Raw genomic sequence first — 24,924 nt, forward strand, 5'->3', positions numbered from 1 at the left:
AGCGTTTAAAAGACGATGTTCGAGATGAAGGGAGCGCTCAGGCTTTCGCCGAAGGCCAGCACACCACCATGCCCAAATGTTACGGAAATACCCGTGGGCAAAGTCGATAAACTATGTGCTTCTCAGACACTCATCGGAGCCTAAATGCCTGAATCTATGCTTTTTGTCAACTCGACCATGACTTTCACGGTACTTTTCGACCCATTTTCGGCCGGTGAAGCCCCCAGCTAATACCTTGAAGGCCCGAGCGAAAATCGCCCTTTCTCCAGCCGTGAAAAATCTCTCTCGAAGACGCTGCTTCAGACCGTTCGCAATGGGCAGAAATCGCTTCAAATCCCGATCGCTTCCGCAGAGTCCGATTAAGTCTTCCGAGAGCAATTTGCGCTAGGTCACGATGGCTTTCAGCGCGGATGGCGTGTCCGTCCCGCGCGCGAGGACTGGATGAGATGGGCGCTTTCGACGTTCGCGACCTGATCAAGGCGGATTCGGCCGGCACGGCGCCGACCAGCGGCGAGCCCGCCAGCACGCGGGCCTTCCATCCGCTGGCCGAGCGCATCGCCGCCATGCCGGTCAAGCAGACTCTGTCGCCGGTGCTCACCGAAGGGCTGGTCCGCCTCGCCGACGTGCTGGTGATCCTCGGCGTCGGTGGGCTGGTCTTCGCCTTCTATGTCGCCGGCGCGGTCGATTACACCCTGCCCTACCAGGTCACCGTACCGCTGATGGCGGTCGGCGCGCTCGCCGTCTTCCAGGCGCTGCACCTCTACCATGTCGGCGCGCTGCGCAACTTCATCAGCATGGCGGTGCGGATCATTGCCGGCTGGACCGTGCTGTTCCTGCTGGCGCTCGCCGGCTTCTTCTTCCTCAAGGTCGGCGACCAGGTCTCGCGCGTTTGGCTCGCCAGCTTCTACGCGATCGGCCTCGTGCTGCTGCTCGCCGAACGCCTGGCGGTCTCGCTCATCGTGCTGCGCCTCACCCGGATGGGGCGCCTCGAGCGACGCACAGCGGTCGTCGGCGGCGGACCGGCCGGCGAGGAACTGATCAAGGCACTGGAAGCGCAACGCGACACCGGGCTTCGGATCTGCGGCGTGTTCGACGATCGCAATGACGACCGCTCGCCCGATCTCGTCGCCGGCTATCCCAAGCTCGGCACGATCGACGATCTCGTCGAGTTCGCGCGCCGCACCAAGCTCGACCTTGTGATCTTCACGCTGCCGATCTCGGCCGAGGCGCGCCTGCTCACCATGCTGCGCAAGCTCTGGGTGCTGCCGATCGACATCCGGCTCTCGGCCCATATGTCGAAGCTCAGGTTCCGGCCGCGCTCCTATTCCTATATCGGCGCGGTGCCGGTGCTCGACGTGTTCGACCGGCCGATCGCCGATTGGGACATCGTCGTCAAATGGCTGTTCGACAAGATCGTCGGCACATTGGCGCTGATCGCGCTCTCGCCGCTGATGCTGGCGACCGCCATCGCGGTCAAACTCGACTCCAGGGGGCCGATCCTGTTTCGCCAGAAGCGCTACGGCTTCAACAACGAGATGATCGAGGTACTGAAATTCCGCTCGCTCTATCACGAGATGAGCGACCACGCCGCAGCCAAGCAGGTGACCAAGGACGATCCGCGCGTCACCCGCGTCGGCCGCTTCATCCGCAAGACCTCGATCGACGAGCTTCCGCAGCTCCTCAACGTCGTGTTCAAGGGTAATCTCTCGCTGGTCGGCCCGCGCCCGCATGCCATCCACGCCACCGCCTCGAACCGCGCCTATGAGCAGGTCGTCGACGGCTATTTCGCCCGCCACAAGGTCAAGCCCGGCATCACCGGCTGGGCCCAGGTCCATGGCTGGCGCGGCGAGACCGACACGGAGGACAAGATCCAGCGCCGCGTCGAGCATGATCTCTACTACATCGAGAACTGGTCGGTACTGCTCGACCTCTACATCCTGATCAAGACGCCGTTCTCGCTGATGACCAAGAACGAGAACGCCTATTGAGCGCGCTGGCGCAGGCGCAGGCCGGTGAAGCCCGCCACAGGCGGCTGACGATCTCCCATGCTGCGATCAAGCGCGGCGCGCTCTGGCTGCTGACGGCCGTGAGCGGCTTCGCCCTGATCGAACCCTCGCCCTACGAGTTCGTCTTTCTCGTCGCGCTCCTGGTCTACGCGCTCACCGGCATCCGCTTCTCGCAGAAGCTGCTGCCGATGATGACCCTGCTGCTGATCTACAATATCGGCGGCGTGATCTCACTGGTCCCGTGGATGGACGACCCGGCCTCGGTCCGCTTCACCGCCGTCTCGGTCTATCTGATGCTGACCGCGCTCTTCTTCGCGGCGATCATGACGGAAGACCCCCTCGGCCGCCTCGAGACGCTGCGCAAGGGCTATCTGTTCGCCGCCTGGTGCGCGGGCCTTGCCGCGGTGCTTGGCTATTTCGATGTCGGCGGCCTCTCCGGCGTGTTCACCTACGCCTCCCGGGCGTCCGGCACGTTCAAGGACCCGAACGTGCTCGGACCGTTCCTGGTGGTGCCGCTGATCTATCTGCTCCACGCCGTACTCACCGGCCGGATCGGGCTGGCGAAGGGTTTCCTGCTGATGAGCGTCCCGCTGCTGGCACTGTTCCTGTCGTTCTCGCGCGGCGCATGGGGCAATCTCGTCGCCTCGACGCTGCTGATGACGGGACTGACCTTCCTGACCTCGACCAGCACCGCGCAGCGCGCCCGCATCGTCTTCCTGACGCTGGTCTCGCTGGTGCTGGTCGTGGTGCTGCTCCTGATCGCGCTCTCGTTCGAGCCCATCCGCAGCGTCTTCGAGATCCGCGCCAGCCTGGACCAGTCCTATGACCAGGGCGTCACCGGCCGCTTCGGCAACCAGCTGCGCTCGATCCCGATGCTGCTCGAACTGCCGAACGGCTTCGGGCCGCTACGCTTCCGCTGGTTCTTCCCGGAAGACCCGCACAATGTCTACATCAACGCCTTCGCCTCCTATGGCTGGCTCGGCGGCTTCGCATACCTCGCGCTCACGGCCGCGACCTGCATCGCGGGCTGGCGAGTCGCATTCCGGCGCGCGCCCTGGCAGGGCCATGCGATCGTGCTCTGGTCGGTCCTGTTCGTCACCATCCTGCAAGGGGTGCAGATCGACACGGACCATTGGCGGCATTTCTATCTGCTGCTCGGCCTGATCTGGGGGCTGGCGGCCTTGCCTTCACCCGCGGCGAGCGATCAACGCTCCTTGCGGACGACGACATAGGCGTAGGTCGTCACGAAGCGCCAATCCGCCCTGGCGGCTAGCCGGTTGAACGCCGCGTCGAGGCCGCGCAGGCCGGGCATGCGCTTGAAATACTCATGTCCCCAAAAGGGCTGGATGTGGATGTCGCGGAAGCCGGCGCGCCGCAGCATCGGCTCGAGCGTGGCGCGGCTGCCGCGGCAGCAATCGTAGAAGGCCGGGAAGATCGGGTCGTCGCCGCCTTCGCGGCGGGCGGGGAAGAGCGCCTGCACGATGGCGCGCGAGGCCTTCTTCGGCAGGACATGGTTGAGCGCGAAGACCGGAGCCCAGAGCGTCGGCATGAAGGCGAGGCCGATTCCGCCCGGCGCCAGCAGGGCGTGGATATTGCTCCAGGCGCGCTCGACGTCATGGACATGCTCGAAGACCATGCGCGAGACCATCATGTCATGGCCGCTGCGCGCGACATCCGGCTCCGAGAGATCCCCGGCGATGTCGAAGCGGGCGGTGCGCAGCCCCTTCGGCGTCAGGGCGAGCTCGCCTGCGTCGATGTCGTTGACGACGAGGTCGAGCCCGTAGCGGCGCGCTTCCTCCACAGTGAACAGCGGATCGCGGCCGCCACCGATCTCGCAGAGCCGCTGCAGGCCGAACTGATGCATCAGCGCCAGGATCGTCGCTTCGTAGTGGTCCCAGGCCCAGCTGGAATGCCAATCGGGCTGGAGTCCGGCGAAGAAACTCTCAAGCGAGCCCCGGCCAGTCGCGGCGGCGCCCTGCGGCCGGACCGGCCGATCATCGGTCAACGCCATCGACATGACGACACTCCGCGCTCTTCTGCTGTGAGGTGTCGATCCTGCGCCTGCCGTGACAGCTGCGCAATCGAAGCCTTAAGAGAGAGTTAATGCCAAGCAGGCCCGTCCGCATCGAAACGAGACGGACGCTCTCTATCCCGCATGCGCTGCGCGACGCCGATCGAGCAAGCCCGAGGGGTGATGACCGACAGCCTGAAGACAATGCGCCGGCAGCCTCCCGTCGGCGAGGCCCGCCCGATTCAGGACGTCGCGGCCCGCCCTCTGCGACCGCGCTGAACCGGCGCAGCACGAGGCTTTGCGATCGGCTCCATCCTGGCGAAGACGGGATTCGGCTTGTGGTCGAGCGCGGCTCCGGTGGCCACGTCGACGCCCATGCCGATCACGCCACCAATCAGGACGTTGCCCGCGAAACCGGCCGCCCCGCCACCGCTGACATCGGTCGTGACATTCACCTGCTGATCCCTGTGGCCCTCCAGCGAGAAGGTCGCGACGAACTCCTGACGCCGCGAGATCGGCAGCGTGCAGGGCGTGACCGGACAGGTCAGCCCGGTCGAAGTCCGCATTTCTGCCCCAGGCGGCTCGGAATTGAAGGTCACGTCATTCGTCGTGCCACGCGTAACCGTGCCGCACGCGCCCAGCCCGAGCGCGACGGCACATGCCATCAGCTTCTTCATGTGATTGCAGCCCCATATTCCCCGTACCGGGAGTTGCATAGGCGGCTGCATTCGTCGACCGGTTCCGCAACTTTTCCACAGCGGCCAGGCTGTTTCGTCGAAGCGTCAGCGGCACTCAGTCAATTCGCCGTTGCTGATCTTATGCGTATGGCAAGTCGCAGGATGCGCCTCATCGCCTGCGCCGGCCGAGGCCGTCAGAGCCAAGCTCAAATAATTCAAATATAAGAAGAAAATGGTCGGAGCGAGAGGATTCGAACCTCCGACCCCTTGTCCCCCAGACAAGTGCGCTAACCGGGCTGCGCTACGCTCCGACGCGACGGCTTATAGAGGGCCGGCCGCCGCGATGCAACGCGTCAATCGCCGGGTGACGCTGCTCGATTCACAGCTGTCGATCATCATGTGAGGGCGGCGCGACCTCGGCCGGCGTGATGCCTCTCCGGCCCGAGCGGCGGACCAGCGTGCGGATGAGGCCGGCAAGCACGATCACCAGCGGCAGGGCCAGCGCCGCATTGTTCTCGAAGGCGAGCCAGAGCGAGGCGGCCAGCGTCGCGATGATCCCCAGGATCAGGAGGATGTTGGTCATGCTGCCTCCGTCCGGCTACGGAGCGCCTGGCGGTGAGGCAGGCCCCCGCGCCACGGCCAATCTACCATTCAGCCGGCCAACCATATCCGGACTTTCCGGGCGAAACCTGAAACCGTCAAGCGAAGGTGGATGCGAGACCCCTGCCTTGGCGCTGAGGTCGCTTGACCGCGGGGCCGGAACTCACCTTTTCGCGGCGCTCGCTTCTCGGACGTGGCGGGCGCAAGCTTGCGCTGGCAGCCGACACAGGCACCAGCGAGGGTTCGACCGCGGCCAATGTCATATTAAAGGGATCGGCGACGTGCGCGAGGGTCCGTGCGCCGATACGCGCCTGCGCGCTGGCATAGTCGGCAGCCTGATCGCGCACCCTGTCGGCGATCACCTCGAAAAGCTGGAAGATCATGGCGTTGTTCTCCGCGCCGCATCGCGGCTCCGCGATGACAACGCGCGAAAACGGCATAGGTGCCGCTGGACGGCGACGGCCGAGGCGTTTCGCGGCATGGTGAGGTGCCCGAAGCCAAGGAACGGCACCATGATCCGCCCTGCCCTGCTCGCTATGCTCGGCCTTCTTCTCCATGGCGGCGACGCCAGGGCCTCGCTGTTCTGTCTCGTTCCCGAAACGGCAGACAGCTTCGTCGCGCTTCGCGCCGCGCCTGGCGCGCAGGGCCGGCTGATCCTGCGCATGAAGCCCGGCGACGAGGTCCAGATCGTCGAAGGCGGGCGCGGCGGCTGGAGCAAGGTCAGGCATTGGCCCGGCGATGCCAGACTGGCGAAGGGCTATGGCGGCTTCACCGAAGGCCATGTCGCGCGCCGCTTCCTCAGGGATTGCGGCTGAACCGCAGCTTGGGACGCACAAGCGAGTTCCGGTCCATGAAACGCCGTCGGTGACTTTGCCGGCGCAAGTGGAATCGGCTTCAGTGGCCGGAACTGGAGAGCACCACCCATGACCACGCCCTGCATCATCACGGTTGCGATCACCGGCTCGCTGCCGAGCAAGCGCGATAATCCGGCGGTGCCGATCACGATTCCCGAGCAGGTCGAATCGACGCAAGCAGCCTTCGAGGCCGGAGCGAGCCTGGCGCACTGCCATGTCCGCAGCGACGAGGGCACGCCGAGCTCCGATCCCGAGCGCTTCGGGCGGCTGCTCGAAGGCCTGCGCAAGCATTGCCCCGGCATGATCGTGCAGTTCTCGACCGGAGGCCGCTCCGGCGCTGGGCGGGAGCGCGGCGGCATGATTCCGCTCAAGCCCGACATGGCCTCGCTCTCGACCGGTTCCTGCAATTTCCCGACGCGGGTCTACGAGAACAGCCCGGAGCTGGTCGACTGGCTCGCAGCCGAGATGAAAGCCCATGGCGTCAAGCCGGAGATCGAGGCCTTTGACCTGTCGATGATCTTCAAGGCCGCCGAGATGGGGATGGCGGGCGCGATCGAGGGACCGCTGCACATCCAGTTCGTGATGGGCGTGAAGAACGCCATGCCGATCGACCGCGCCGTCTTCGAATTCTACATCGCGACGCTGAAGCGCCTCGCCCCCGACGCGACCTGGACCGGGGCCGGCATCGGCCGCGACCAGATCACGCTGAACCGCTGGTCGCTCGAGCTCGGCGGCCATTGCCGTACCGGGCTGGAGGACAATGTCCGATTAGACCGCGACAGGCTGGCACCGTCGAACGCCGCGCTGGTCGAACGCATCGTCGCGCTCTGCCCAGAATATGGCCGCCGGCCGGCGACGGCGGCCGAGGCGCGCGCGCTGCTGAAATTGCCTCCGGCCGCATGAGGAAGCACTCGCAAGAGTAAGATTTGATTAACGCATTCTGTTCAAATGCGGTTCACAGGGTGAAGGTTATCTTCATGATACTGGCACCGATTCGTGGAGGCCCCGTCATGATCCTGGACTGGCGTAACAGCCTGATGCTCGGCTTCATCGCGGCCGTGTTCGTCGCCTGCCTGTTCGGCCCCTATATGATCTCGGTGATGCTCGGCGGGCTCGGCCTGACGTGCTATCTCTCGAAGCACATCAGGCCTGGAGCCTAGGCGTACTCAGGCTGCGAGCGCCGGACGCTGCGCGAACCAATCCCGCACCAGCCCCAGATCCGCCTGCGACAGGCCATGACCGGTCGGCAGGCTGCGATGCTCGACCGCGGCTCCTGCCCCGCCAAGTGTCGCCGCCAGCCGCGCGGCGTTTTCCTCCGGAATGATCGGATCGAAACTGCCGGAGACGATCAGCACGGGCTTAGCCGTCAGTGCCGCCACCGGCGGCTTGACGAAAGGCGACATCGCCCGCAGCAGCACGGCCCCCGAGAGCGCCTCCGGCCTCAGCAGCAGCATCGCGGCGGCGATGTTGGCGCCATTGGAGAAGCCGAGCGCGATCGGGGCCGGCAGCCCGTATTCCGCCCTCGCCTGCTCGACGAAGTCGGCGAGCTCATGCGTGCGCCGGCGAAGATCGTCCTCGTCGAAGACGCCCTCGGCCAGTCGGCGGAAGAAGCGCGGCATGCCGGCCTCGAGCGTTCGGCCGCGTGGCGAGAGCAGCGCCGCGCCCGGCGCGACGCTGTGCCCGAGCGGCAGCAGATCGTTCTCGTCGCCACCGGTGCCGTGCAGCAGCAGGAGCGGCGGCAGGCCTGGCGCGGTCGCCGGCTCGAAGCGATGGATGAAGGTTTCGGGAGTGCTCATGGCACGACCTCCTCTCGTAATCTTGGTCCGTAGGGGCGCTCCGCCCGGAGGCGGAGCGCTTCTTGAGATTCAAGCCAGCGCCGGCAGCACGGCCTCGATCTCGGCGCGGCGTTTCTCATACTGCGCCGGCAGCTTGAGTGCGCCGCCGAGCCCATCGGCCGGCTCGTCGACGGTGAAGCCGGGCGCATCGGTCGCGATCTCGAACAGCACGCCGCCGGGCTCGCGGAAGTAGACGGAGCGGAAATAATCCCGATCTCTCTGCCCGGTGGTGCGGAGCCCGAATGTCTCGGCGAGTTGCTTCACCATCCGCTCCTGCTCGGCGTCGTCGCCGGCGCGGAAAGCGATGTGGTGCACCGAGCCCGCCCCCATCCGAGCCGGCAGGAAACCGCCGGCTGCGCGCAGGTCGACGATGCCGCCATGAGCTACACCTTCAGCCCGCATCCGGACGGTGTTGTCCTCACGGCCCGCTTCGACGAAGCCGAAGACATCGCGCAGGATCGCTGCAGTCGTCTCCGTCTTGTCGAGCAGCAGGGTGACGCCGTGGAAGCCGCGGACCGCGACCTCGACGGGCACCTCGCCATTGTCCCAGGCCGGCTCGCTCTCGCTGCCGGGCACCGCGACGAGTGCGAGCCGCGTGCCGTCCGGGTCACGGAAGGCAAGCACCGTCTCACCGAGGCGCTTCTGCGGCGTGTCATGCGCGACGCCAAGGGCAATGAACCGATGCGTCCAGTAGCCGATCGCCGCTTCCGGGATACGGAACGCAGTCTCCTGCGTCTCGCCGACACCGAGCCGGCCGGGCGCGACATGCTCCCAGGGGAAGAAGGTCAGGATCGTGCCCGGATTGCCGTCGGCATCGCCGAAATAGAGGTGCCAGGTGGTCGGGTCGTCGAAGTTCACCGTCTTCTTGACCAGGCGCAGGCCGAGCACGCGGCTATAGAAGTCGAGATTGCGGCGCGCCGGGCCGGCGATGGCGGTGACGTGATGGATGCCGTTGATCTGCATGATGTCGTCCTCCGGGCTGCAGGAGGCTGCCCTCGTTGACGCCAAGATGGGGCGGCGGGCTCGGAAAGTCAGCGGCCGATCATTGCTTTGATGCAATATCGATCTGTCGATATACCAACTGGAATTGCGAATGAGCTGAGAGCAACTTTTGTCGCAACCCAACCCGGTCCTTCGGAGAAAGACCATGATCGATACCCGTTTCGCTCCCTATGGCGCGCTTGCCCTGCGCGTCGCGCTCGGCACCATGTTCATCGCCCACGCCTATCTGAAGCTCGTCATCTTCACGGTTCCCGGCTTTGCCGGCTTCCTCGGCCAGATCGGTCTGCCCGGCTTCCTCGCCTGGCCGATCATCCTGGCGGAGACGCTTGGCGGGCTCGCCATCCTCACCGGCTTCTATGGCCGCTATGTCTCGCTCGCCCTGCTGCCGATCCTGCTCGGTGCGCTCAGCGTCCACGCCCCCAATGGCTGGCTGTTCACCGCCCCGAACGGCGGCTGGGAATATCCCGCCTTCCTCGCCGTCGCTGCCCTTGCCCATGTCCTGATCGGCGACGGCGCGCTGGCGCTGCGCCCTGCCGCCTTCGGCGGCGCTTCGAAGCCCGCTCTCGCCTGAGCGCTTTTACTGTCAGACAGAACGGGCGACAGGTTGCTGCAACCTGTCGCCCGTACCATGTTCAGATGAATTGATCCCGCCTGGAGCCGCCTGCTTGCCGAACGCCACCTCGCCGATCGCCTGGGACGACTTTCGGCTGATCCGTGCCATCGCCGAAGCGCGCAGCCTGCCAGCCGCCGCCGAGCTGATCGGCCTCAACCACTCCACCGTCTTCCGCCGGCTAGGCCAGATCGAAGCTTCTCTCGGCACGCGCCTGTTCGAGCGGCATCGCTCCGGCTACGTGCCGACGCCGGCGGGCGAGGAGATGGCCGGCCTCGCCGAGCGGCTGGAGACCGACATCGCCGGCTTCACCCGCCGCCTCGCCGGGCGCGAGATCCTGCCGGCAGGCGAATTGCGCGTCACCACCAACGACTCGCTATTGGTCGAACTGCTGACGCCGCTCTTTGCCGCCTTCATGAAGCAATGCCCGGACATCCGGCTCGACGTGCTGCTCGGCAACCAGGCGCTCAACCTCAGCAAGCGCGACGCCGATGTCGCGATCCGCGCCACCGACAGCCCGCCGGAGAACCTGATCGGCCGGCGCGTCGCCCAGATCGGCTGGGCGCTCTACGGGCGCGCAACCGACTTTCCGGAGGGCGCGCCCTCCGACCAGGCCGAACTCGCGCAGCTGCGCTGGATCTCGCTCGGCGACCAGTTCAGCAATTTCAAGGTGGTGCAATACCGGCAGAAGCACATCCCGGCCGATCGGACCGTCTACAAGCTTAACACGGTGCTTGGCCTCGCCGAAGCGGTCGAGGCAGGCATCGGCATCGGCTTCCTGCCCTGCTTCATCGCCGACAAGCGGCCCGGCTTGAAACGGCTCGCGCCACCACAGACCGGCTATGCCGCCGATCTCTGGCTGCTGACCCATCCGGATCTGCGCCATTCGCCGCGGGTGCGGCTCTTCCTCGACTTCATGGCAGCCGAGCTCACCAAGCTCCGGCCACTGATGGAGGGCGGCGCGACAAGCCGGGAGGACGCCGAGGCGCCCTCACCGGCAGAGTTCTGACGAAAGGCCGGGCCAGGCGTCAGGCCGCCTGGCGGTTGATCCCGGATTCGGCCAGCTTGGTCAGCTTGCTGTCAGCGGCGTGTTCCTCGTCGAGATTCTGCTGCAGCAGGGCAGCGCAGTCCTCGCGGCCGAGCTGCTTTGCCCAGGCGGTGAGCGTGCCGTAGCGCGTGATCTCGTAGTGCTCGACGGCCTGCGCCGCGGCAATGATCGCCGCATCCAGCACCTGCTTGTCCTCAACTTCGCCGGTCACGTCATCGGCCTCCTCGAGAATGCCGTCGATCGCCGGGCAGTCGACGCCCTTGGCTTCGGCGCCATGCTGCTGGAAGACCTGCTCGAGCCGGCGAATATGGCCTTCGGTCTCGCCAAGATGAGCCTGCAGCCCGCTGCGCAGCTGCGCATCCGTCGCTTTTTCGATCATCTTCGGCAGCGCCTTGATGATCTGCTTCTCGGCGTAATACACATCCTGGAGCTGATGCACGAAGAGATCGTCCATCGTCTTGATATCCTTTGAAAATAGACCCATGCCGTCCTCCTGCTCGTATTGTCCGGATTGCTGACCGGCGCCGCCTTTCTAGCGACGCGCTTCCCTGTCGCTGCAACGTGTGCCGCCGCGAACTGTTCCGGAGCCCCGATGGTGGATGCGGCCCATGCCGGCCTGCGCTAGGCTCGCCCGATGGAACTGCTCATTCCCCTGCTCGCCGGCATGGCGCTGATCTGGCTGGTCGGCCGCCACGTCCCCTGGAACGCCAAGCTGATCATCGTCGTGACCCTGGCGGTCATCGTCGTGATCGTTCTGCTCGAGCGCAACGGCTTCTGGCCCGAGGCGTTCCGGCGGCAGTGAACCGCCGCCGGCTGGGCTCGGCGAGCCGCTTCTCAGGAGACGAGTTTCAGCCCGACGATGCCGGCGACGATCAACCCGATGCAGGCAAGGCGCAGCGCCGTCGCCGGCTCCCCGAACAGGATGATGCCGAGGATGGCGGTGCCGATCGTGCCGATCCCGGTCCAGATCGCGTAGGCCGTGCCGAGCGGCAGACTCTTCAGCGCAAGACCAAGCAGCCCGAGGCTCACCACCATGCTGCCGACCGTCAGAACAGTCGGGATGAAGCGGGTGAAGCCGTGCGTGTATTTCAGCCCGATGGCCCAGCCGATTTCGAACAGACCGGCGAAGAAAAGATAAGTCCAGGCCATGGCGGCCCTCCTCATGAGAAGGGCGGGGTCGTCCACGCCTGTTGGAAAACGCGCGCTCAAGGCACCGCGGAGGTCGTCCTCGCCGCTGATCTAGCGATCCTTGACCGGCGGTTCAAGCGCCCGAAGCGCTCAGGCGTCCTCGGTTGCCGCCGTCGCCAGGGCGCCATGCAGCAGGCGCCGGCATTCGATCAGTTCGGAGAGCGTCGCCTTCAGGAAGGCGAGATCGTCGGCGCCGATCAGCGGTTGGGCCGAGCGCGGCAGGGAGGAGAGCAGCGCCTTTGCAGCAAAGCCGGGCTCGGCGGCGGCCGCAGGATGATGGTACTGCGCCGATGGCGGCGCCTGCATCGGCTCCGGGCGCGGCGGTGCGGTTTGCGCAGCAGACTGGGCACCGGGAGCGCCGACGATCTCGCCGCCGCGGCCGATCGCCTGGACATGGCGCGGCCCCTGTTCCTTCAGGATGCGCTGCAGGCCCTTGATGGTGTAGCCCTCGCCGTAGAGCAGACGGCGGATGCCCTTCAGCAGGGCGACGTCGTCGGGCCGGTAATAGCGCCGGCCGCCACCGCGCTTCAGCGGCTTGATCTGGGAGAAGCGCGTTTCCCAGAAACGCAGGACGTGCTGGGGAATGTCGAGGTCGTCTGCGACCTCGCTGATGGTTCTGAATGCGTCTGGGCTCTTGTTATCCAATTCGGCCTCATATCCGCCGTCGTGGAACTCCAGAGTCACTCTTCCTCACCCACGCCATTCAATCCGTTGATCCTCGCCTTCATCACGTTCGACGGCTTGAACACCATCACGCGACGCGGCTCGATCGGAACTTCGACGCCGGTTTTCGGATTACGCCCGATTCGCTCGCCTTTGTCGCGCACCACGAAGGAGCCGAACGAGGACAATTTGACGTTTTCCCCACGCGCGACCGCGTCGCAGATCTCGTCCAGCACTGTTTCAACGAGCTTGGACGACTCCGTCCGTGACAGGCCGATCTTCTGGTAGACTGCCTCGCACAGATCAGCCCGCGTAATCGTTTGCCCCGCCATCAATTCCTCCAAGGCGTTTCTTCAAACAGCGGCGTCCCTATCAACCTCGCCCCACCGGAGGCGGACGCTAGGCGGCGAGGCGATTGCGGTCAATCCTCGGCGCGCTCGCACAGGTTGAAAAACGCGGAAAATCCGCGCTGACGCCGCTAAGAAAATGTCATAAATCCAAAGCGCTTAGCTTGGACGGCCAATCCGCCGCCGCTACCAGCGGATCAGCGCCGAGCCCCAGGTGAAGCCGCCACCCATCGCCTCGATCAGGACGAGCTGCCCCGGCTTGATGCGCCCGTCCATATGGGCCTGCGCCAAAGCGAGCGGAATCGAGGCGGCCGAGGTGTTGCCGTGCTTGTCGACGGTGACGACCACCCGGTCCTCATCGATGCCGAGCTTGTGGGCGGTGGCGTCGATGATACGGCGATTGGCCTGATGCGGCACGAACCAGTCGATGTCGGCGCCGGTGAGCCCGGTTTCCTCGAAGGTGTGGCGCACCGTATCGGCCAAGTTGACCACCGCGTGCTTGAAGACCTCCCGGCCCTCCATGCGCAGGAAGCCGACCGTCTTGGTCGAGCCCGGGCCGCCATCGACATAGAGCTTGTTCATGTAACGCCCGTCCGAGCGGATATGGGTGGTCAGCACGCCGCGATCGGCCAGCGTACCCTCGCCTTCCTCCGCCCTGAGCACCACGGCGCCTGCTCCGTCGCCGAAGAGCACGCAGGTGGCGCGGTCCTCCCAGTCGAGAATGCGCGAGAAGGTCTCGGCGCCGATGACCAGGGCCGTCTTCGCCGCGCCGCTGGTCAGGAACTTGTCGGCAGTGGCAAGCGCGAAGACGAAGCCGGAACAGACGGCCTGCAGATCGAAAGCCGCGCCTTGCGTGATGTCGAGCGCGGCCTGAATCTCGGTCGCGGTCGCAGGGAAGGTATGATCGGGCGTGGCGGTCGCGACGATGATGAGGTCGACCTCGCTCGCCGGAATCCCGGCATCGGCGAGCGCGGCCTTAGCCGCCTTCAGGCCGAGCGTGCCGGTGGTCTCGTCATCGGCAGCGATATGACGGGCGCGGATGCCGGTGCGCTGGACGATCCATTCATCGTTGGTGTCGACCTTCGCCGCCAATTCGGCGTTGGTCAGGATTCGCGCCGGCAGGTAGGAGCCGCAGCCGCGCAGGACGGATCGCATTCTGGACAAGGACGTTTCTCTTCCCTACTCGCCGGCCGCGACCTGCGGAACTGCCGGTGCTGCGCTGGGCCGCGCCGTCGCGGCGACCATCTCGCGCACCTTGGCCATCAGATTCTCGCGCGCCATCTCGTATCCGAGTTCGGTCGCGCTGGCGAACCCGACGGCATCCGTGCCGCCATGGCTCTTGATCACAATGCCTTCAAGACCCAGAAAGACGCCGCCATTGACCTTGCGCGGGTCCATCTTGTCCTTCAGCGCCGCGAAGGCGCCACGGGCTAAAAGATAGCCGATTTTCGACATCAGCGAACGGCCCATCGCCGCACGCAGATATTCGCCGATCTGCTTGGCCGTGCCTTCGGCGGTCTTCAGGGCGATATTGCCGGTGAAACCCTCGGTGACGACGACGTCGACCGTGCCCTTGCCGAGATCGTCGCCTTCGACGAAGCCGTGATAATCGAGATGCGGCAGGTTGCTCTCGCGCAGGATGCGGCCGGCCTCCTTGACCGCCTCGACACCCTTGATCTCCTCGACACCGACATTGAGCAGGCCGACGCTCGGCCGGTCGAGATCGAAGACGACGCGCGCCATCGCCGCGCCCATCACGGCAAGGTCGACCAGATGCTGGGCATCGGCGCCGATGGTGGCGCCGACATCGAGCACGACGCTCTCGCCGCGCACCGTCGGCCACAGGCAGGCGATCGCCGGCCGGTCGACTTGTGGCATCGACTTCAGGCAGAATTTCGACATCGCCATCAGCGCGCCGGTGTTGCCGGCCGAGACGGTGACATCGGCCTCGCCGGTCTTGGTTGCGTCGATGGCGCGCCACATCGACGATTTGTAGCGGCCATAGCGCAAGGCCTGGCTCGGCTTGTCGTCCATCTTCACCGAGACCTCGGTGTGGTGGAAGGTCGTCACCGCCTTGAGCGCGGGGTGCGCCTCGAGGAGCGGCAGGACCAGCGCCTCGTCACCGAAGATCACGAACTTCGCATCGGGGCGGCGTTCGAGCGTGAGCGCGGCGCCTGGAATGACCACGGACGGGCCGTGATCACCGCCCATGGCGTCGAGCGCGATTGTAACCGGACGTGTCATGAGACGGTGGTCAATTCCAGCGGCTGCGCCTCCTGCCGGGGCGGCCGGGCGGGCGGCGGACCATAGCGGGTTGGCCGCCCGCCGCAAGCGAAAGCGCTGAGGTTTTTAGCGATCATTCGCCGCGTTTCAGCTGCAGGAGCGCGGCGAAGGGCGATTCGGCTGCGGTCTCGGGGGCCGGTTCGCTGAACGCGACGCCAGGCTTGCGCGGATAGGGATCGAGCGCGAGCGCCAGGAATTCGAGCGTGACCACACCCAGATCGATCGTGCCGTCGATGATCGGCTCCGGCGGCTCCTCCTCGTTCAGCAGAACCTCGATGTCGATCTCGTCATCCTCCGACGGCCGCGCCAGGGCGGCGATCTCGGCCTCCGGCGCGAAGTCGAGCTTGACCGGCACATTGAGTTCAACCGGGAAGGCATCGAGGGTGACGACGCAGTTCTGGTGCAGGCTCGCCTTGATCATGCCCTCGAGCTTGAGCCGCTCGCCATTGCGCGACAGAGAATAGCTCGCCTTCAGCACCTCGGCCGATGCGACACCGAGGAAGGTCGCAACCGCCGCGAGGTCGCCCTGCTCCGCCACCACGTCGACGACGACCGGGCGCAGGGTGATGGTCTCGACACGGATCGGGCGGCGAAGAGGCAATGTGTCCTGGCTGGAAACGGTCATGTGGCGATGCTGTCTGCGAAGAACGGGAACAAAGGATCGGCGGCGAGGATATCGTCGAGCGTGCGTGTGGCCAAGACGGCGGCGCCGGCTCTGACATGGCGTGCGAGCGCCGGCGCATCAACCCCAGCCCCGACATTGCGCAGCAGAGCCACATCGAGCGCATCGGGCGCCGCGGCGGCGAGCGCCTCCTCATAGCCGCCGAGGCGACCATAGAAACTGCGCCCGATCTTCTTCATGCGCTTGGGCACCGCGACATCGCTGATGCCACCCTGGCGGAAGCCGAGCTCGAGATAAGCGAAGCTGGCATCGATCAGGTCCTGCGCCACATCGGCCGCCGGAGCCGGCAATTCGCGCAGGCGACGCAGCACCAGGCAGAGGTGGAGTGTCAGGGCCTCGAACCGGCCCTCGAAATCATCGGGCACGCCCCCTTCACGATAGAGGGCGGGCTCGCGCGCGGCGCCGACGATGCGCTCCAGCAGCGCATTGACCGGCGCCATGCGCGCGCGCTTCCTGCCGAACAGGCCGAAGATCACAGCCTCTACCCTCACCTTTCCCGACTTGCTTAGCTAAAAAGCGACTTGCCTTGCCAAAGCCATGCTCGGGCGTTACGCCAAGCGCACCCACCCTGACAAGCGCGGCAGCACCGCGCGCCTGCCTCCGGATCCGCCAAGCATGACCGCTCCGACCCGCCGTACCGTCCTGATCGGCTCGCTGGCCGCCGCGTTGCCGCTGGCAGGCTGCGGCACTGCAACCAATCTCGGCTTCCGCACCCCGACCTCCGCCGGCCTCAACGAGGAGTTCACCCGCGGCTTCGTCATGGACGACGAGCTGATCGGCAAGGTGAAGCCCGGCATGGACGTGCAGACGGTGCTGACCACGCTCGGCACGCCATCGACCACCTCGACCGTCGGCAACCGCACCTTCTATTACATCAGCCAGAGGGTGCGCCGGCGCTTCCAGTTCCAGGAGTTTGCCGTCATCGACCAGCAGGTCCTGGTGATCTATTTCAACAAGGGCTTCAAGGTCGAGCGTATCGCCAATTACGGCCTGCAGGACGGCGTGATCTTCGACTTCATCAGCCGCACCACGACGACCGGCGGCGAGGAGCAGAGCTTCCTGCGCAACCTGTTCCGCGGCGTCACCAAGTTCTCGCCGTTTGGAGCCAGCTGACGGACGCGCCCTCGCATGAAACAAAAAAGCCCCGCGGCGCTGCCGCAGGGCTTTTTCTTTGTCACCCGCCCACAGGTCTCAGCCGGCCTTCGGCTTGCGCTCCGGCAGCGTCATCGCGAACACCCCGACGATGACCAGAGCGAGCCCAGCCCAGGCCGTCGTGCTCAAGCGCTCGCCGAGGAACAGGACGCCGATGGCGACGCCGGTCGGTACGCGCAGATAGGCGACCGAGGTCGTGCCGACCGTGCCGAGCCGGTCGATCAGCCGAAAATAGATGATGAAGGCGAGCGCAGTCGAGAACACCGACAGCGCCAGCAGCGCCTGGATCGATTCAGGGGACGGCAAGAGCGTCCAGGGCCGATCGACGAGCAGGCTGAAGGGGATCAGGATCACCGCGCCGCAGATCAGCGAGCCGGCCGCCGGCATGATCGGGTCGAGGCCCTTGAAATTGCGCCCGAACAGCGCCGCCCCGCCATAGCAGGCCGCTGCGGCGACGAGGGCGAACTGCGCCCAGAGCTCGCGGCCAAAGCCCGACAACGCCTCGACGCCGATGATCAGGCAGACGCCGAGCATGCCGGCGGCGACGCCGAAGAGCTTCCGACCCGCAGCCGCCTCGGCGCGAAAGAGCAACAGGCTCAGCAGGAAAGCGAAGATCGGCGAGCCGGCGTTTAGGATTGCGGCGAGACCGGCATCGACGCTGGTCTCGGCCCAGGCGATCAGGGTGAAGGGGACGGCGCTGTTGAGGCAGGCCTGGATGAGGAAGCGCTGCCAGATGACCGGATCGCGCGGCAGCTTCAGCCCGCGCCAGCGGATGATGACGAGGAGAATCGCGCCGGCGATCAGCGTCCGCGCCGCGATCAGGGTCAGCGGCGGGATCGTCTCGACGCCGAGCTTGATGAAGCTGTAGGAAGCGCCCCAGAGCACGGCCAGTAGCACCAGCAGCGCGATGTCGGCGAGATGGCTGGATCGTGCGCTGGCGGAAGCGGCTGGGGCGGTCATCGGGTCCTCCTTGGATGGCCGGACCATGACAGGCGGCAGCACGTAGGTCGTGCTGGAACGCTACGGTTTCGGCCGTAGGTTCGCGAGTCTCGGCAATCTTCACCGGAGCAACACAAGAGCGACGATCACCACCGCGATCCAGAAGAACAGGCCATACCAGCCTGCCATGGTCGCCTCGATCCGGCAGGAGCCGTCGGGATTGCGCGCGAAACCGAACCAGTTATGCCGCTGAGACTCAGCGCGAAGGGCCTGCACACGAACGCTCCCGAACGTAAAAATCGGAAAGAGAAGGCGCGCAGTCGTGTAGCCGAGAGCATCGAGAAGGACGCTGCCGATCATGTCGATCAAGTCGTGGCTCCGAGTTTGATTCAAGCAGCTGAGAACTTGAATCTCATTCTCCTTCCAAACCATTCGCAACACACAAAAAACCCCGCGGATCGCTCCGCGGGGTCCGTGCTTGATCAGACTGCTCTCGCGCTCAGGAATGCGCCAGGATGGCGAGCAGCAGCAGCGCGATGATGTTGGTGATCTTGATCGCCGGGTTCACGGCGGGGCCGGCCGTGTCCTTGTAGGGGTCGCCGACAGTGTCGCCGGTGACCGAGGCCTTGTGTGCCTCCGAGCCCTTGAGATGGCGCACGCCGTCCTTGTCGACGAAGCCGTCCTCGAAGCTCTTCTTGGCGTTGTCCCAGGCGCCGCCGCCCGAGGTCATCGAGATCGCGACGAAGATGCCGGTGACGATCACGCCCATCAGCATGGCGCCGACCGCGGCGAAAGCCTGGTTCTTGCCGGCGATGGCATTGATCGCGAAGAAGGTGACGATCGGGGCGAGCACCGGCAGCAGCGACGGCACGATCATCTCCTTGATCGCCGCCTTGGTCAGCAGGTCGACGGCGCGGGCGTAGTCCGGCCGTTCCGTGCCTTCCATGATGCCGGGCTTCTCCTTGAACTGGCGGCGGACTTCCTCGACCACCGAGCCGGCGGCGCGGCCGACCGCAGTCATGCCCATGCCGGCGAAGAGGAAGGGGATGAGGCCGCCGAGCAGCAGGCCGACGACGACATAGGGGTTCGACAGCGAGAAATCGACGACGACGCCCTTGAAGTACTGGAAGGTCGTCGAGCCCGCCTTGTTGGCCTCGGCCACGAAGAAGTTGAGGTCCGAGGTGTAGGCGGCGAACAGCACCAGCGCACCGAGGCCGGCCGAGCCGATGGCGTAGCCCTTGGTGATCGCCTTGGTGGTGTTGCCGACCGCGTCGAGCGCATCGGTGGAGTGGCGGACCTCCTTGGGCAGGCCAGCCATCTCGGCGATGCCGCCGGCATTGTCGGTGACCGGCCCGAAGGCGTCGAGCGCGACGACGACACCGGCCAGCGCCAGCATCGCGGTGGTGGCGATGGCGATGCCGAACAGGCCGGCGAGGCCATAGGAGACGATGATGCCGGCGATGATCACGATGGTCGGCATCGCCGTCGATTCCAGCGAGACCGCGAGGCCCTGGATGACGTTGGTGCCGTGGCCGGTGACCGAGGCCTGGGCGATCGAGACGACCGGGCGCTTGCCGGTGCCGGTGTAGTATTCGGTGATGACGACGATCAGGAGCGTCACCGCGAGGCCGACCAGCGCGCAGCCGAACAGGGCGCCCGAGGTGAAGGTCACGCCCTGCCCCGTGGTGAACGAGGCCGCAAAGCCGCCGAACATCAGGTAGTTGACCGCCGCGATCGCGCCGACCGAGAGCACGCCGGCGGCGATGAAGCCCTTGTAGAGCGCGCCCATGATCGACTGGTTGGCGCCGAGCTTGACGAAGAAGGTGCCGATGATCGAAGTGACGACGCAGGCCGCGCCGATCGCCATCGGGTAGAGCATCATCGTGCCGAGCACCGGCTGGCCGGCGAAGAAGATCGCAGACAGCACCATGGTCGCGACCAACGTCACCGCATAGGTCTCGAACAGGTCGGCGGCCATGCCGGCGCAGTCACCGACATTGTCGCCGACATTGTCGGCGATGGTGGCCGGGTTGCGCGGATCATCCTCCGGAATTCCGGCCTCGACCTTGCCGACAAGGTCGGCGCCGACATCGGCGCCCTTGGTGAAGATGCCGCCGCCGAGACGGGCGAAAATCGAGATCAGCGAGGCGCCGAAGCCGAGTGCGACGAGCGAGTCGATGACGACGCGGCTCGAGGGAGCAAAGCCCTGCATCGAGGTCAGGAAGCCGTAGTAGACGGCGACACCGAGCAGAGCGAGGCCCGCGACCAGCATGCCGGTGACAGCGCCCGCCTTGAAGGCGACGTCGAGGCCGTCGCCGAGCGACTGCATCGCGGCTTGCGCAGTGCGGACATTGGCGCGGACCGAGACGTTCATGCCAATGAAGCCGGCGACGCCCGAGAGCACGGCGCCGATCAGGAAGCCGATGCCGACATAGGCGCCGAGCAGATAGGTCAGCCCGACGAAGAGCACGACACCGACCATGGCGATGGTGACGTATTGGCGCTTGAGATAAGCCTGCGCGCCTTCCGCGACCGCGCCGGAAATCTCCTGCATGCGCTGGTTGCCGGCATCGCGTTTCATCACGTCGCCATAGGCCCATAAGCCGTAGACGATCGATAACGCACTCAAGACAATGATGATGAGCAAGGCCGACATCGAATTTCCTATCCCTGAGAATTCGTCATCCGGGGCAGAACGCCCCGACGGAGCCGGTTTTCCGGTTCTTTGAACGCAAGGAAGGGCTCTGTCGGCCTCACGAAGAATCAGGCCTGCAGCGCCGATCACCAGTGTCGGCGGGATTGTTGCCCAGTTTCCGCCGGAATCGCAAACGGGTCGGCTGACAAAATCGCACGAATGTCAGGCAGTTGGGACAAGGGCCGACGCGCAGCGCATCACCGCATCGTCGGCCAGCGGCTCCATGAGGTCAGAGCGCAACGTCGCGGTTGACGTTCTTGTAGAGCAGATAGGCCGCATCATCGAAACCGGTCGGATAATATTGCTGCGGGCAGAATCCGCCCATCCAGATGAAGTCCCCTGCCCAGATCTCGTGCCATTCGGTGCCGAGAAAATAGAGGCCCTGCCCTCCCAGCATATAGAGCCCGTGCTCCATCACATGGGTCTCGACATCGGGGAAATAGGCGCCCGGCTTGAACCACATCAGGTTCATCTCGAAATCGAAGCGCATATCGCCGCGCGGCAACAGGAACTGGAAGCCACGTCCTTCCATGCCGGTATGGTTGGTGACCGGAACCTCGTCGCGATGGGACAGGATCGGGTCGGGCTGCGGCAGGCCGACCGCCTCGTAGCGCTTGCGCAGGCCGAGGACGCGCAACTGCTCCGAGCCGGTATTGCGAAGCGAGAAGGCGGCACCGGGCGGGACATAGGCGAAGCTGCCCGGCCGCAATTCCACAGCCGCCGCCTCGCCGATGGCGAAGCGGCCGGAGCCCGACAGGACGTAATAGAAGTGCTGGATGCCGTCCTCGCCGAACGGCACCGGCGTGCCGCCTTTCGGCTCGATCTCCAGCAGATATTGCGCGAAACACGCGCCGAGCACCGGCGCGGCGAGAACACGCACGACCGTGTCGTCGAAATGCGGCAGGCGGCTGACCAGCACGCCCTCCGGCGGCATGAAGGCGTAGTTCGGCCGCACCACCCCGCGATTATGGCCGATCGCCCCCGGAACAGGCCGTCCGGGTGTCGCGGGAAGCTGGTGCGGGCGCATGGGAAAGCCTTTCGTCGAGAGCCGATGAATCGCGGTGATCTTGCCGGCTCGACCTTGGCTAGGAAAGCCGCCTCAAGCGGGCCGCGCTTGCGTTTGCAGGCCTTGCCAGGCGACCAGCGCGAGCGCGATCACGACCGGCGGGAAGACCAGCCAGTTGACGCTGTCCCAGCCGCCGGCGCTGAGCAGGCCACCGGAGGAGAACGAGGCGATCGCGACCGAGCCGAAGACGAGGAAATCGTTGGCGGCCTGGACCTTGACCCGCTCCTCGGGGCGGTAGCAATCGGTGACCAGCGCGGTCGCGCCGATGAAGCCGAAATTCCAGCCGACGCCGAGCAGCACGAGCGCGACCCAGAAATGCGCGACGCTGAGGCCGTTGAGGCCGACCACGGCGGCGAGTGCGGTCAGCACCAGGCCGGCAGCGGTGAGCTTCTCCTTGCCGAAGCGCGCGATCAGTCGGCCGGTGAAGAAGCTCGGCGCGAACATGGCGAGCACATGCCATTGGATGCCGAGCGCCGCATCGCCGACGCTGTGGCCGCAGCCCACCATGGCAAGCGGCGCCGCGGTCATGACGAAGCTCATCAGCCCATAAGTGACCAGCGCCGCGATCACCGAGGCGATGAACTTCGGCTGGCGCATGATCTCGGAAAGCGGCCGGCCGCCGCTCGACTTCGCCTGCGCGACCGGCGGAGCGCGCAGCGCCAGCACGACGCCGATCGCGAGCAAGGCGAGCGCGCCCTGCGCCAGGAAGCTCGCGGCGAAGGGCGCGGCCGGCGTCAGGTCACGCGTCCAGTAGACCGATTGCGGCCCGATGACCGCCGCGGCCAGCCCGCCGATCATCACCCAGGAGATGGCGCGCGGCTTGAAGCTGTCGCTCGCGGTGTCGGCGGCAGCGAAGCGGTAGCTCTGGACGTAGGAGCCGTAGAGCCCGCAGAGGAAGGTGCCGAGGCAGAACAGCCAGAACAGGCGCTCGGCCACGCCAGCGGCGGCAATTGCAGCACCGACCGCGCCAAGCAGCGCGCCGATGATATAGCCGCTGCGGCGGCCGAGCCGGCGCATCATGAACGCCGCCGGGATCACGCCAGCGGCAAGCCCAAGCTGCATCAGGCTGACCGGAACGGTGGCGAAGGCCTGGTTCGAGACCAGCTGCGAGCCGACGATGCCACCGAGCGAGATCACGATCGCCGGGCTCGCGCCGCCGAGCGCCTGGGCACCGGCGAGCACGAGCGCATTGCGCCTGGCGAGCGTGTCGCCGTCCATCACCGGAACATGCTGGTTCATCGCAGCCGCCGCCCTTCGCGGCCGCTTGGCCGCCGTCAGAAATGAGCGAAGGAGCCGCGTGCGAAGGTTCGCGACCGGCCCGCTTCGGTATAGTGCACGCTCCCGGCCTCGGCGGTCACACGCCCGATGCGTGCAAGGCTTAAGCCCGCCGCCTCGGCGGCGGCAACCATAGAAGGATATTCTCCTTCTGGAACCGTACAGAGAATTTCGTAGTCGTCTCCGCCCGTCCAGGCCAGTTCCGCCAATGCGGGATCGGCCATGACGGCATTGCGGGCCGCGGGCGAGAACGGCACGGCATCGAGATCGATCTGGGCGCCGACTTTCGATGCCGCCAGCAGCTTGGCGAGGTCACCGACCAGGCCGTCGGAGATGTCCATCGCTGCCGACGCGTTGCCCTGCAGAGCGGTAGCGAGTGCAATCCGCGGCTGCGGGTGCAGATAGCGGTCGGCGAGGAAGGCGCGGTCGGCTTCGGTGAGCTTGCCGACCCAGCTAGGGCGATCCGGCCCATGCGCCATCAGCCCGAGCGCACCATCACCGATCGTGCCGGTGACGGCGATGATGTCGCCGGGCTTCGCTCCGGAGCGCAGCAGCATGCGGCCGGCCGGCACGCTGCCGAAGGCGGTGATCGAGAGCATCAGCGGTCCCGGCGTCGAGACCGTGTCGCCGCCGATCAGCGGGCAGGCGCCCTCGCCCGCCATGGCGCCGAGCCCTTCGGCAAAGCTGGCGAGCCAGCCCTCCGTCCAGCCTTTCGGCAGCGCAAGTGTCAGCACGAAGCCGTCGGGCCTGGCACCCTTGGCGGCGAGATCGGAGAGATTGACGCCAAGCGCCTTGCGCCCGATCGAGGCGGGCGGATCGTCCGGGAAGAAGTGCACGCCGGCGACGAGCGCATCCGCCGTAACGACGAGCTCATAGCCGCGCGCCGGGCGCAGCAGGGCGGCATCGTCGATGAGGCCGAGCCCGTCGCGGCCGGCGATCGGGGCGAAATAGCGGGCGATCAGTTCGAATTCGCCGGGCGTCTGGGGTCCGGCCATGGCGCCGCTCAAGCCGCCGGCGCGTCGAATTCCTCGGCGCGGACGTCGCGGGCCAGCTTGTCGAGCACCGCGTTGACCATGCCAACCTCGTCGCCCTCATAGAAGGAGCGGGCGACCGCGACATATTCCGAGATCACGGCGCGGGCCGGCACGTCCTTGCGGAAGGCGATTTCATAGGCGCCGGCGCGCAGGATGGCGCGCACCACCGCCTCGACGCGCTTCAGCGGCCAGCCGGAGGCCAGCGTCTCGTCGACCGAGCGATCGACCAGGCGCTGCTCGCGGACGACGCCGCCGAGCAGGTCGCGGAAGAAAGCGATCTCGGCCTTGGGGAGCTCGATGTCCTCGACCTCCTTGCCGATCCAGAAGGCTTCGAACTCGGCCATGGCCTCGACCACGCCGCGTCCGCCGATCTCCATTTCGTAGAGCGCCTGCACGGCCGAGAGCCGGGCACCGCGGCGCATCTCGGATCGGCTCATTTCGACTCCTCCGCCAGCGAGCGCTTGTAGCGCAGCACTGCGAGCGCAGCTTCCGCCGCGCCGCCGCCCTTGTCCATCTCGCTGCGGTTGGCGCGAGCCCAGGCCTGCGCCTCATTCTCGACGGTCAGGATGCCGTTGCCGAGCGGCAGGGCGAAAGCGACCGAGAGGTCCATCAAGGCGCGTGAGCTTTCGCCGGCGACGATGTCGTAGTGACCCGTCTCGCCGCGGATGACGGTGCCGAGTGCGACCACGGCCTCATAGGGATCGACCGACTCGTCGGCGGCGCGCAGGCCGATGACGATGGTGGAGGGGATTTCGAGCGCGCCGGGGACGGTCACGACGTCGACGCGGCAACCGGCCTTCTCGAGCGCGGCAAGCGCGCCCGCGAGCAGTTCGTCGGCGAGCGTGTCATAGAAGCGAGCCTCGACCACGAGCACGCGGGCGCCGTCGAGTGGGGTGACCGAAACAGCCGATGATTGCCGGGGTCCGGCCATGATGAAGTCCTCGTCTGGGATTGAGG

The 24,924-nt window shown here is 66.2% G+C and carries 31 protein-coding genes and 1 tRNA gene; 9 read left to right on the forward strand and 23 right to left on the reverse strand.

Annotated elements, in window-relative coordinates; genetic code table 11:
* Nucleotides 1-446: 446 nt before the first annotated feature.
* A complete protein-coding gene (locus B6S44_RS05985; RefSeq protein WP_129155845.1) occupies nt 447-1,988 on the forward strand; it encodes an undecaprenyl-phosphate glucose phosphotransferase in 1,542 nt (513 codons plus the stop codon).
* Entirely contained in the window at nt 1,985-3,238 is a 1,254-nt protein-coding gene (locus tag B6S44_RS05990) for an O-antigen ligase family protein (RefSeq protein ID WP_129155846.1), read from the forward strand. Before B6S44_RS05985 ends, B6S44_RS05990 begins: the two co-directional genes overlap by 4 nt.
* Here B6S44_RS05990 and B6S44_RS05995 read toward each other — a convergent pair.
* From B6S44_RS05995 to B6S44_RS06015, 5 genes are all read right to left on the reverse strand, one after another.
* Complete coding sequence (locus tag B6S44_RS05995) at nt 3,211-4,023, reverse strand: class I SAM-dependent methyltransferase (protein ID WP_129155847.1); 813 nt, start codon at nt 4,021-4,023, stop codon at nt 3,211-3,213. The two genes, B6S44_RS05990 and B6S44_RS05995, sit on opposite strands and share 28 nt — an antisense overlap.
* A gap of 236 nt (nt 4,024-4,259) precedes the next feature.
* Nucleotides 4,260-4,694: a translation initiation factor 2 gene (locus B6S44_RS06000; protein WP_129155848.1), complete on the reverse strand. Its 435-nt coding sequence runs from the start codon at nt 4,692-4,694 to the stop codon at nt 4,260-4,262.
* A gap of 233 nt (nt 4,695-4,927) precedes the next feature.
* Nucleotides 4,928-5,005: transfer RNA gene (locus tag B6S44_RS06005), tRNA-Pro, on the reverse strand.
* A 68-nt stretch (nt 5,006-5,073) separates the two neighbouring features.
* The gene (locus B6S44_RS06010) at nt 5,074-5,277 is read right to left on the reverse strand and encodes a hypothetical protein (RefSeq protein WP_129155849.1); all 204 of its coding nucleotides are present in this window, start codon (nt 5,275-5,277) and stop codon (nt 5,074-5,076) included.
* A 115-nt stretch (nt 5,278-5,392) separates the two neighbouring features.
* Nucleotides 5,393-5,677, reverse strand: coding sequence for a hypothetical protein (locus B6S44_RS06015; RefSeq protein WP_129155850.1), 285 nt, complete (start codon nt 5,675-5,677; stop codon nt 5,393-5,395).
* A gap of 129 nt (nt 5,678-5,806) precedes the next feature.
* On the opposite strand from B6S44_RS06015, the gene B6S44_RS06020 reads away from it, so the two are divergent.
* From B6S44_RS06020 to B6S44_RS29265, 3 genes are all read left to right on the forward strand, one after another.
* A complete protein-coding gene (locus B6S44_RS06020; protein ID WP_129155851.1) occupies nt 5,807-6,109 on the forward strand; it encodes an SH3 domain-containing protein in 303 nt (100 codons plus the stop codon).
* Between the two features lie 108 nt (nt 6,110-6,217).
* Nucleotides 6,218-7,051, forward strand: a complete 834-nt coding sequence (locus B6S44_RS06025) for a 3-oxoadipate:acetyl-CoA acetyltransferase (protein WP_129155852.1) — start codon at nt 6,218-6,220, stop codon at nt 7,049-7,051.
* A 107-nt stretch (nt 7,052-7,158) separates the two neighbouring features.
* Nucleotides 7,159-7,308 (forward strand): hypothetical protein, encoded by a 150-nt coding sequence (locus B6S44_RS29265; protein ID WP_164985736.1) that lies wholly within the window; start codon nt 7,159-7,161, stop codon nt 7,306-7,308.
* A gap of 6 nt (nt 7,309-7,314) precedes the next feature.
* Here the strand turns inward: B6S44_RS29265 and B6S44_RS06030 are convergent, their stop codons facing one another.
* Entirely contained in the window at nt 7,315-7,944 is a 630-nt protein-coding gene (locus B6S44_RS06030; protein ID WP_129155853.1) for an alpha/beta hydrolase, read from the reverse strand.
* Between the two features lie 69 nt (nt 7,945-8,013).
* Nucleotides 8,014-8,946 carry a ring-cleaving dioxygenase gene (locus B6S44_RS06035; protein ID WP_129155854.1) on the reverse strand — a complete coding sequence of 311 codons (933 nt, stop codon included), beginning with the start codon at nt 8,944-8,946 and terminating at the stop codon, nt 8,014-8,016.
* Between the two features lie 184 nt (nt 8,947-9,130).
* On the opposite strand from B6S44_RS06035, the gene B6S44_RS06040 reads away from it, so the two are divergent.
* Both B6S44_RS06040 and B6S44_RS06045 read left to right on the forward strand, forming a co-directional pair.
* Nucleotides 9,131-9,556, forward strand: a complete 426-nt coding sequence (locus tag B6S44_RS06040; protein ID WP_129155855.1) for a DoxX family protein — start codon at nt 9,131-9,133, stop codon at nt 9,554-9,556.
* A gap of 94 nt (nt 9,557-9,650) precedes the next feature.
* The gene (locus tag B6S44_RS06045) at nt 9,651-10,604 is read left to right on the forward strand and encodes a LysR family transcriptional regulator (protein WP_129155856.1); all 954 of its coding nucleotides are present in this window, start codon (nt 9,651-9,653) and stop codon (nt 10,602-10,604) included.
* A gap of 19 nt (nt 10,605-10,623) precedes the next feature.
* On the opposite strand, the gene B6S44_RS06050 is transcribed toward B6S44_RS06045, so the two are convergent.
* Nucleotides 10,624-11,127 carry a YciE/YciF ferroxidase family protein gene (locus B6S44_RS06050; protein ID WP_129155857.1) on the reverse strand — a complete coding sequence of 168 codons (504 nt, stop codon included), beginning with the start codon at nt 11,125-11,127 and terminating at the stop codon, nt 10,624-10,626.
* Between the two features lie 150 nt (nt 11,128-11,277).
* On the opposite strand from B6S44_RS06050, the gene B6S44_RS29270 reads away from it, so the two are divergent.
* Nucleotides 11,278-11,445: a hypothetical protein gene (locus B6S44_RS29270; protein ID WP_164985737.1), complete on the forward strand. Its 168-nt coding sequence runs from the start codon at nt 11,278-11,280 to the stop codon at nt 11,443-11,445.
* Nucleotides 11,446-11,477: 32 nt separating this feature from the next.
* On the opposite strand, the gene sugE is transcribed toward B6S44_RS29270, so the two are convergent.
* From sugE to B6S44_RS06085, 7 genes are all read right to left on the reverse strand, one after another.
* Nucleotides 11,478-11,792: a quaternary ammonium compound efflux SMR transporter SugE gene (sugE, locus tag B6S44_RS06055; protein ID WP_129155858.1), complete on the reverse strand. Its 315-nt coding sequence runs from the start codon at nt 11,790-11,792 to the stop codon at nt 11,478-11,480.
* 129 nt (nt 11,793-11,921) lie between these two features.
* Nucleotides 11,922-12,476, reverse strand: a complete 555-nt coding sequence (locus B6S44_RS06060) for a MerR family transcriptional regulator (protein ID WP_129155859.1) — start codon at nt 12,474-12,476, stop codon at nt 11,922-11,924.
* Nucleotides 12,477-12,511: 35 nt separating this feature from the next.
* The gene (locus B6S44_RS06065; protein ID WP_110492580.1) at nt 12,512-12,826 is read right to left on the reverse strand and encodes an integration host factor subunit alpha; all 315 of its coding nucleotides are present in this window, start codon (nt 12,824-12,826) and stop codon (nt 12,512-12,514) included.
* A gap of 201 nt (nt 12,827-13,027) precedes the next feature.
* Complete coding sequence (locus tag B6S44_RS06070) at nt 13,028-14,005, reverse strand: beta-ketoacyl-ACP synthase III (protein WP_129155860.1); 978 nt, start codon at nt 14,003-14,005, stop codon at nt 13,028-13,030.
* Nucleotides 14,006-14,020: 15 nt separating this feature from the next.
* Complete coding sequence (plsX, locus tag B6S44_RS06075) at nt 14,021-15,085, reverse strand: phosphate acyltransferase PlsX (RefSeq protein WP_129155861.1); 1,065 nt, start codon at nt 15,083-15,085, stop codon at nt 14,021-14,023.
* A 112-nt stretch (nt 15,086-15,197) separates the two neighbouring features.
* A complete protein-coding gene (locus B6S44_RS06080) occupies nt 15,198-15,749 on the reverse strand; it encodes a YceD family protein (RefSeq protein ID WP_129155862.1) in 552 nt (183 codons plus the stop codon).
* Nucleotides 15,746-16,297, reverse strand: coding sequence for a ubiquinol-cytochrome C chaperone family protein (locus B6S44_RS06085; protein ID WP_248309465.1), 552 nt, complete (start codon nt 16,295-16,297; stop codon nt 15,746-15,748). Before B6S44_RS06085 ends, B6S44_RS06080 begins: the two co-directional genes overlap by 4 nt.
* 124 nt (nt 16,298-16,421) lie before the next feature.
* Here B6S44_RS06085 and B6S44_RS06090 point away from each other — a divergent pair, with 124 nt between their 5' ends.
* Nucleotides 16,422-16,919: an outer membrane protein assembly factor BamE gene (locus B6S44_RS06090; RefSeq protein ID WP_129155863.1), complete on the forward strand. Its 498-nt coding sequence runs from the start codon at nt 16,422-16,424 to the stop codon at nt 16,917-16,919.
* Nucleotides 16,920-16,997: 78 nt separating this feature from the next.
* Here the strand turns inward: B6S44_RS06090 and B6S44_RS06095 are convergent, their stop codons facing one another.
* From B6S44_RS06095 to ribH, 8 genes are all read right to left on the reverse strand, one after another.
* Complete coding sequence (locus B6S44_RS06095) at nt 16,998-17,918, reverse strand: DMT family transporter (RefSeq protein WP_129155864.1); 921 nt, start codon at nt 17,916-17,918, stop codon at nt 16,998-17,000.
* Nucleotides 17,919-18,017: 99 nt separating this feature from the next.
* A complete protein-coding gene (locus tag B6S44_RS06100) occupies nt 18,018-18,266 on the reverse strand; it encodes a hypothetical protein (protein WP_129155865.1) in 249 nt (82 codons plus the stop codon).
* A gap of 130 nt (nt 18,267-18,396) precedes the next feature.
* Entirely contained in the window at nt 18,397-20,553 is a 2,157-nt protein-coding gene (locus B6S44_RS06105; RefSeq protein WP_129155866.1) for a sodium-translocating pyrophosphatase, read from the reverse strand.
* 268 nt (nt 20,554-20,821) lie between these two features.
* Nucleotides 20,822-21,619, reverse strand: a complete 798-nt coding sequence (gene allE, locus B6S44_RS06110; protein ID WP_129155867.1) for a (S)-ureidoglycine aminohydrolase — start codon at nt 21,617-21,619, stop codon at nt 20,822-20,824.
* Nucleotides 21,620-21,691: 72 nt separating this feature from the next.
* Complete coding sequence (locus tag B6S44_RS06115) at nt 21,692-22,897, reverse strand: MFS transporter (RefSeq protein WP_248309466.1); 1,206 nt, start codon at nt 22,895-22,897, stop codon at nt 21,692-21,694.
* A gap of 35 nt (nt 22,898-22,932) precedes the next feature.
* Nucleotides 22,933-23,928 (reverse strand): thiamine-phosphate kinase, encoded by a 996-nt coding sequence (gene thiL / locus B6S44_RS06120; protein WP_129155868.1) that lies wholly within the window; start codon nt 23,926-23,928, stop codon nt 22,933-22,935.
* 8 nt (nt 23,929-23,936) lie between these two features.
* Nucleotides 23,937-24,404, reverse strand: coding sequence for a transcription antitermination factor NusB (gene nusB / locus B6S44_RS06125; RefSeq protein WP_126112650.1), 468 nt, complete (start codon nt 24,402-24,404; stop codon nt 23,937-23,939).
* Entirely contained in the window at nt 24,401-24,898 is a 498-nt protein-coding gene (gene ribH / locus B6S44_RS06130) for a 6,7-dimethyl-8-ribityllumazine synthase (protein WP_129155869.1), read from the reverse strand. The genes nusB and ribH overlap by 4 nt, the downstream gene beginning before the upstream one ends.
* Nucleotides 24,899-24,924 lie beyond the last annotated feature (26 nt).

It is taken from the genome of Allobosea sp. Tri-44 (assembly GCF_004123845.1).
Taxonomy (GTDB): domain Bacteria; phylum Pseudomonadota; class Alphaproteobacteria; order Rhizobiales; family Beijerinckiaceae; genus Allobosea.

Bases quoted from the DNA above. Each gene is read 5' to 3' on its own strand.
- B6S44_RS05985 (WP_129155845.1), top strand. From the start codon at position 447: ATGGGCGCTTTCGACGTTCGCGACCTGATCAAGGCGGATTCGGCCGGC.
- B6S44_RS05995 (WP_129155847.1), bottom strand. From the start codon at position 4,023: ATGTCGATGGCGTTGACCGATGATCGGCCGGTCCGGCCGCAGGGCGCC.
- B6S44_RS06000 (WP_129155848.1), bottom strand. From the start codon at position 4,694: ATGAAGAAGCTGATGGCATGTGCCGTCGCGCTCGGGCTGGGCGCGTGC.
- B6S44_RS06010 (WP_129155849.1), bottom strand. From the start codon at position 5,277: ATGACCAACATCCTCCTGATCCTGGGGATCATCGCGACGCTGGCCGCC.
- B6S44_RS06015 (WP_129155850.1), bottom strand. From the start codon at position 5,677: ATGATCTTCCAGCTTTTCGAGGTGATCGCCGACAGGGTGCGCGATCAG.
- B6S44_RS06020 (WP_129155851.1), top strand. From the start codon at position 5,807: ATGATCCGCCCTGCCCTGCTCGCTATGCTCGGCCTTCTTCTCCATGGC.
- B6S44_RS06025 (WP_129155852.1), top strand. From the start codon at position 6,218: ATGACCACGCCCTGCATCATCACGGTTGCGATCACCGGCTCGCTGCCG.
- B6S44_RS29265 (WP_164985736.1), top strand. From the start codon at position 7,159: ATGATCCTGGACTGGCGTAACAGCCTGATGCTCGGCTTCATCGCGGCC.
- B6S44_RS06030 (WP_129155853.1), bottom strand. From the start codon at position 7,944: ATGAGCACTCCCGAAACCTTCATCCATCGCTTCGAGCCGGCGACCGCG.
- B6S44_RS06035 (WP_129155854.1), bottom strand. From the start codon at position 8,946: ATGCAGATCAACGGCATCCATCACGTCACCGCCATCGCCGGCCCGGCG.
- B6S44_RS06040 (WP_129155855.1), top strand. From the start codon at position 9,131: ATGATCGATACCCGTTTCGCTCCCTATGGCGCGCTTGCCCTGCGCGTC.
- B6S44_RS06050 (WP_129155857.1), bottom strand. From the start codon at position 11,127: ATGGGTCTATTTTCAAAGGATATCAAGACGATGGACGATCTCTTCGTG.
- B6S44_RS29270 (WP_164985737.1), top strand. From the start codon at position 11,278: ATGGAACTGCTCATTCCCCTGCTCGCCGGCATGGCGCTGATCTGGCTG.
- sugE (WP_129155858.1), bottom strand. From the start codon at position 11,792: ATGGCCTGGACTTATCTTTTCTTCGCCGGTCTGTTCGAAATCGGCTGG.
- B6S44_RS06065 (WP_110492580.1), bottom strand. From the start codon at position 12,826: ATGGCGGGGCAAACGATTACGCGGGCTGATCTGTGCGAGGCAGTCTAC.
- plsX (WP_129155861.1), bottom strand. From the start codon at position 15,085: ATGACACGTCCGGTTACAATCGCGCTCGACGCCATGGGCGGTGATCAC.
- B6S44_RS06080 (WP_129155862.1), bottom strand. From the start codon at position 15,749: ATGACCGTTTCCAGCCAGGACACATTGCCTCTTCGCCGCCCGATCCGT.
- B6S44_RS06090 (WP_129155863.1), top strand. From the start codon at position 16,422: ATGACCGCTCCGACCCGCCGTACCGTCCTGATCGGCTCGCTGGCCGCC.
- B6S44_RS06095 (WP_129155864.1), bottom strand. From the start codon at position 17,918: ATGACCGCCCCAGCCGCTTCCGCCAGCGCACGATCCAGCCATCTCGCC.
- B6S44_RS06105 (WP_129155866.1), bottom strand. From the start codon at position 20,553: ATGTCGGCCTTGCTCATCATCATTGTCTTGAGTGCGTTATCGATCGTC.
- allE (WP_129155867.1), bottom strand. From the start codon at position 21,619: ATGCGCCCGCACCAGCTTCCCGCGACACCCGGACGGCCTGTTCCGGGG.
- B6S44_RS06115 (WP_248309466.1), bottom strand. From the start codon at position 22,897: ATGAACCAGCATGTTCCGGTGATGGACGGCGACACGCTCGCCAGGCGC.
- thiL (WP_129155868.1), bottom strand. From the start codon at position 23,928: ATGGCCGGACCCCAGACGCCCGGCGAATTCGAACTGATCGCCCGCTAT.
- nusB (WP_126112650.1), bottom strand. From the start codon at position 24,404: ATGAGCCGATCCGAGATGCGCCGCGGTGCCCGGCTCTCGGCCGTGCAG.
- ribH (WP_129155869.1), bottom strand. From the start codon at position 24,898: ATGGCCGGACCCCGGCAATCATCGGCTGTTTCGGTCACCCCACTCGAC.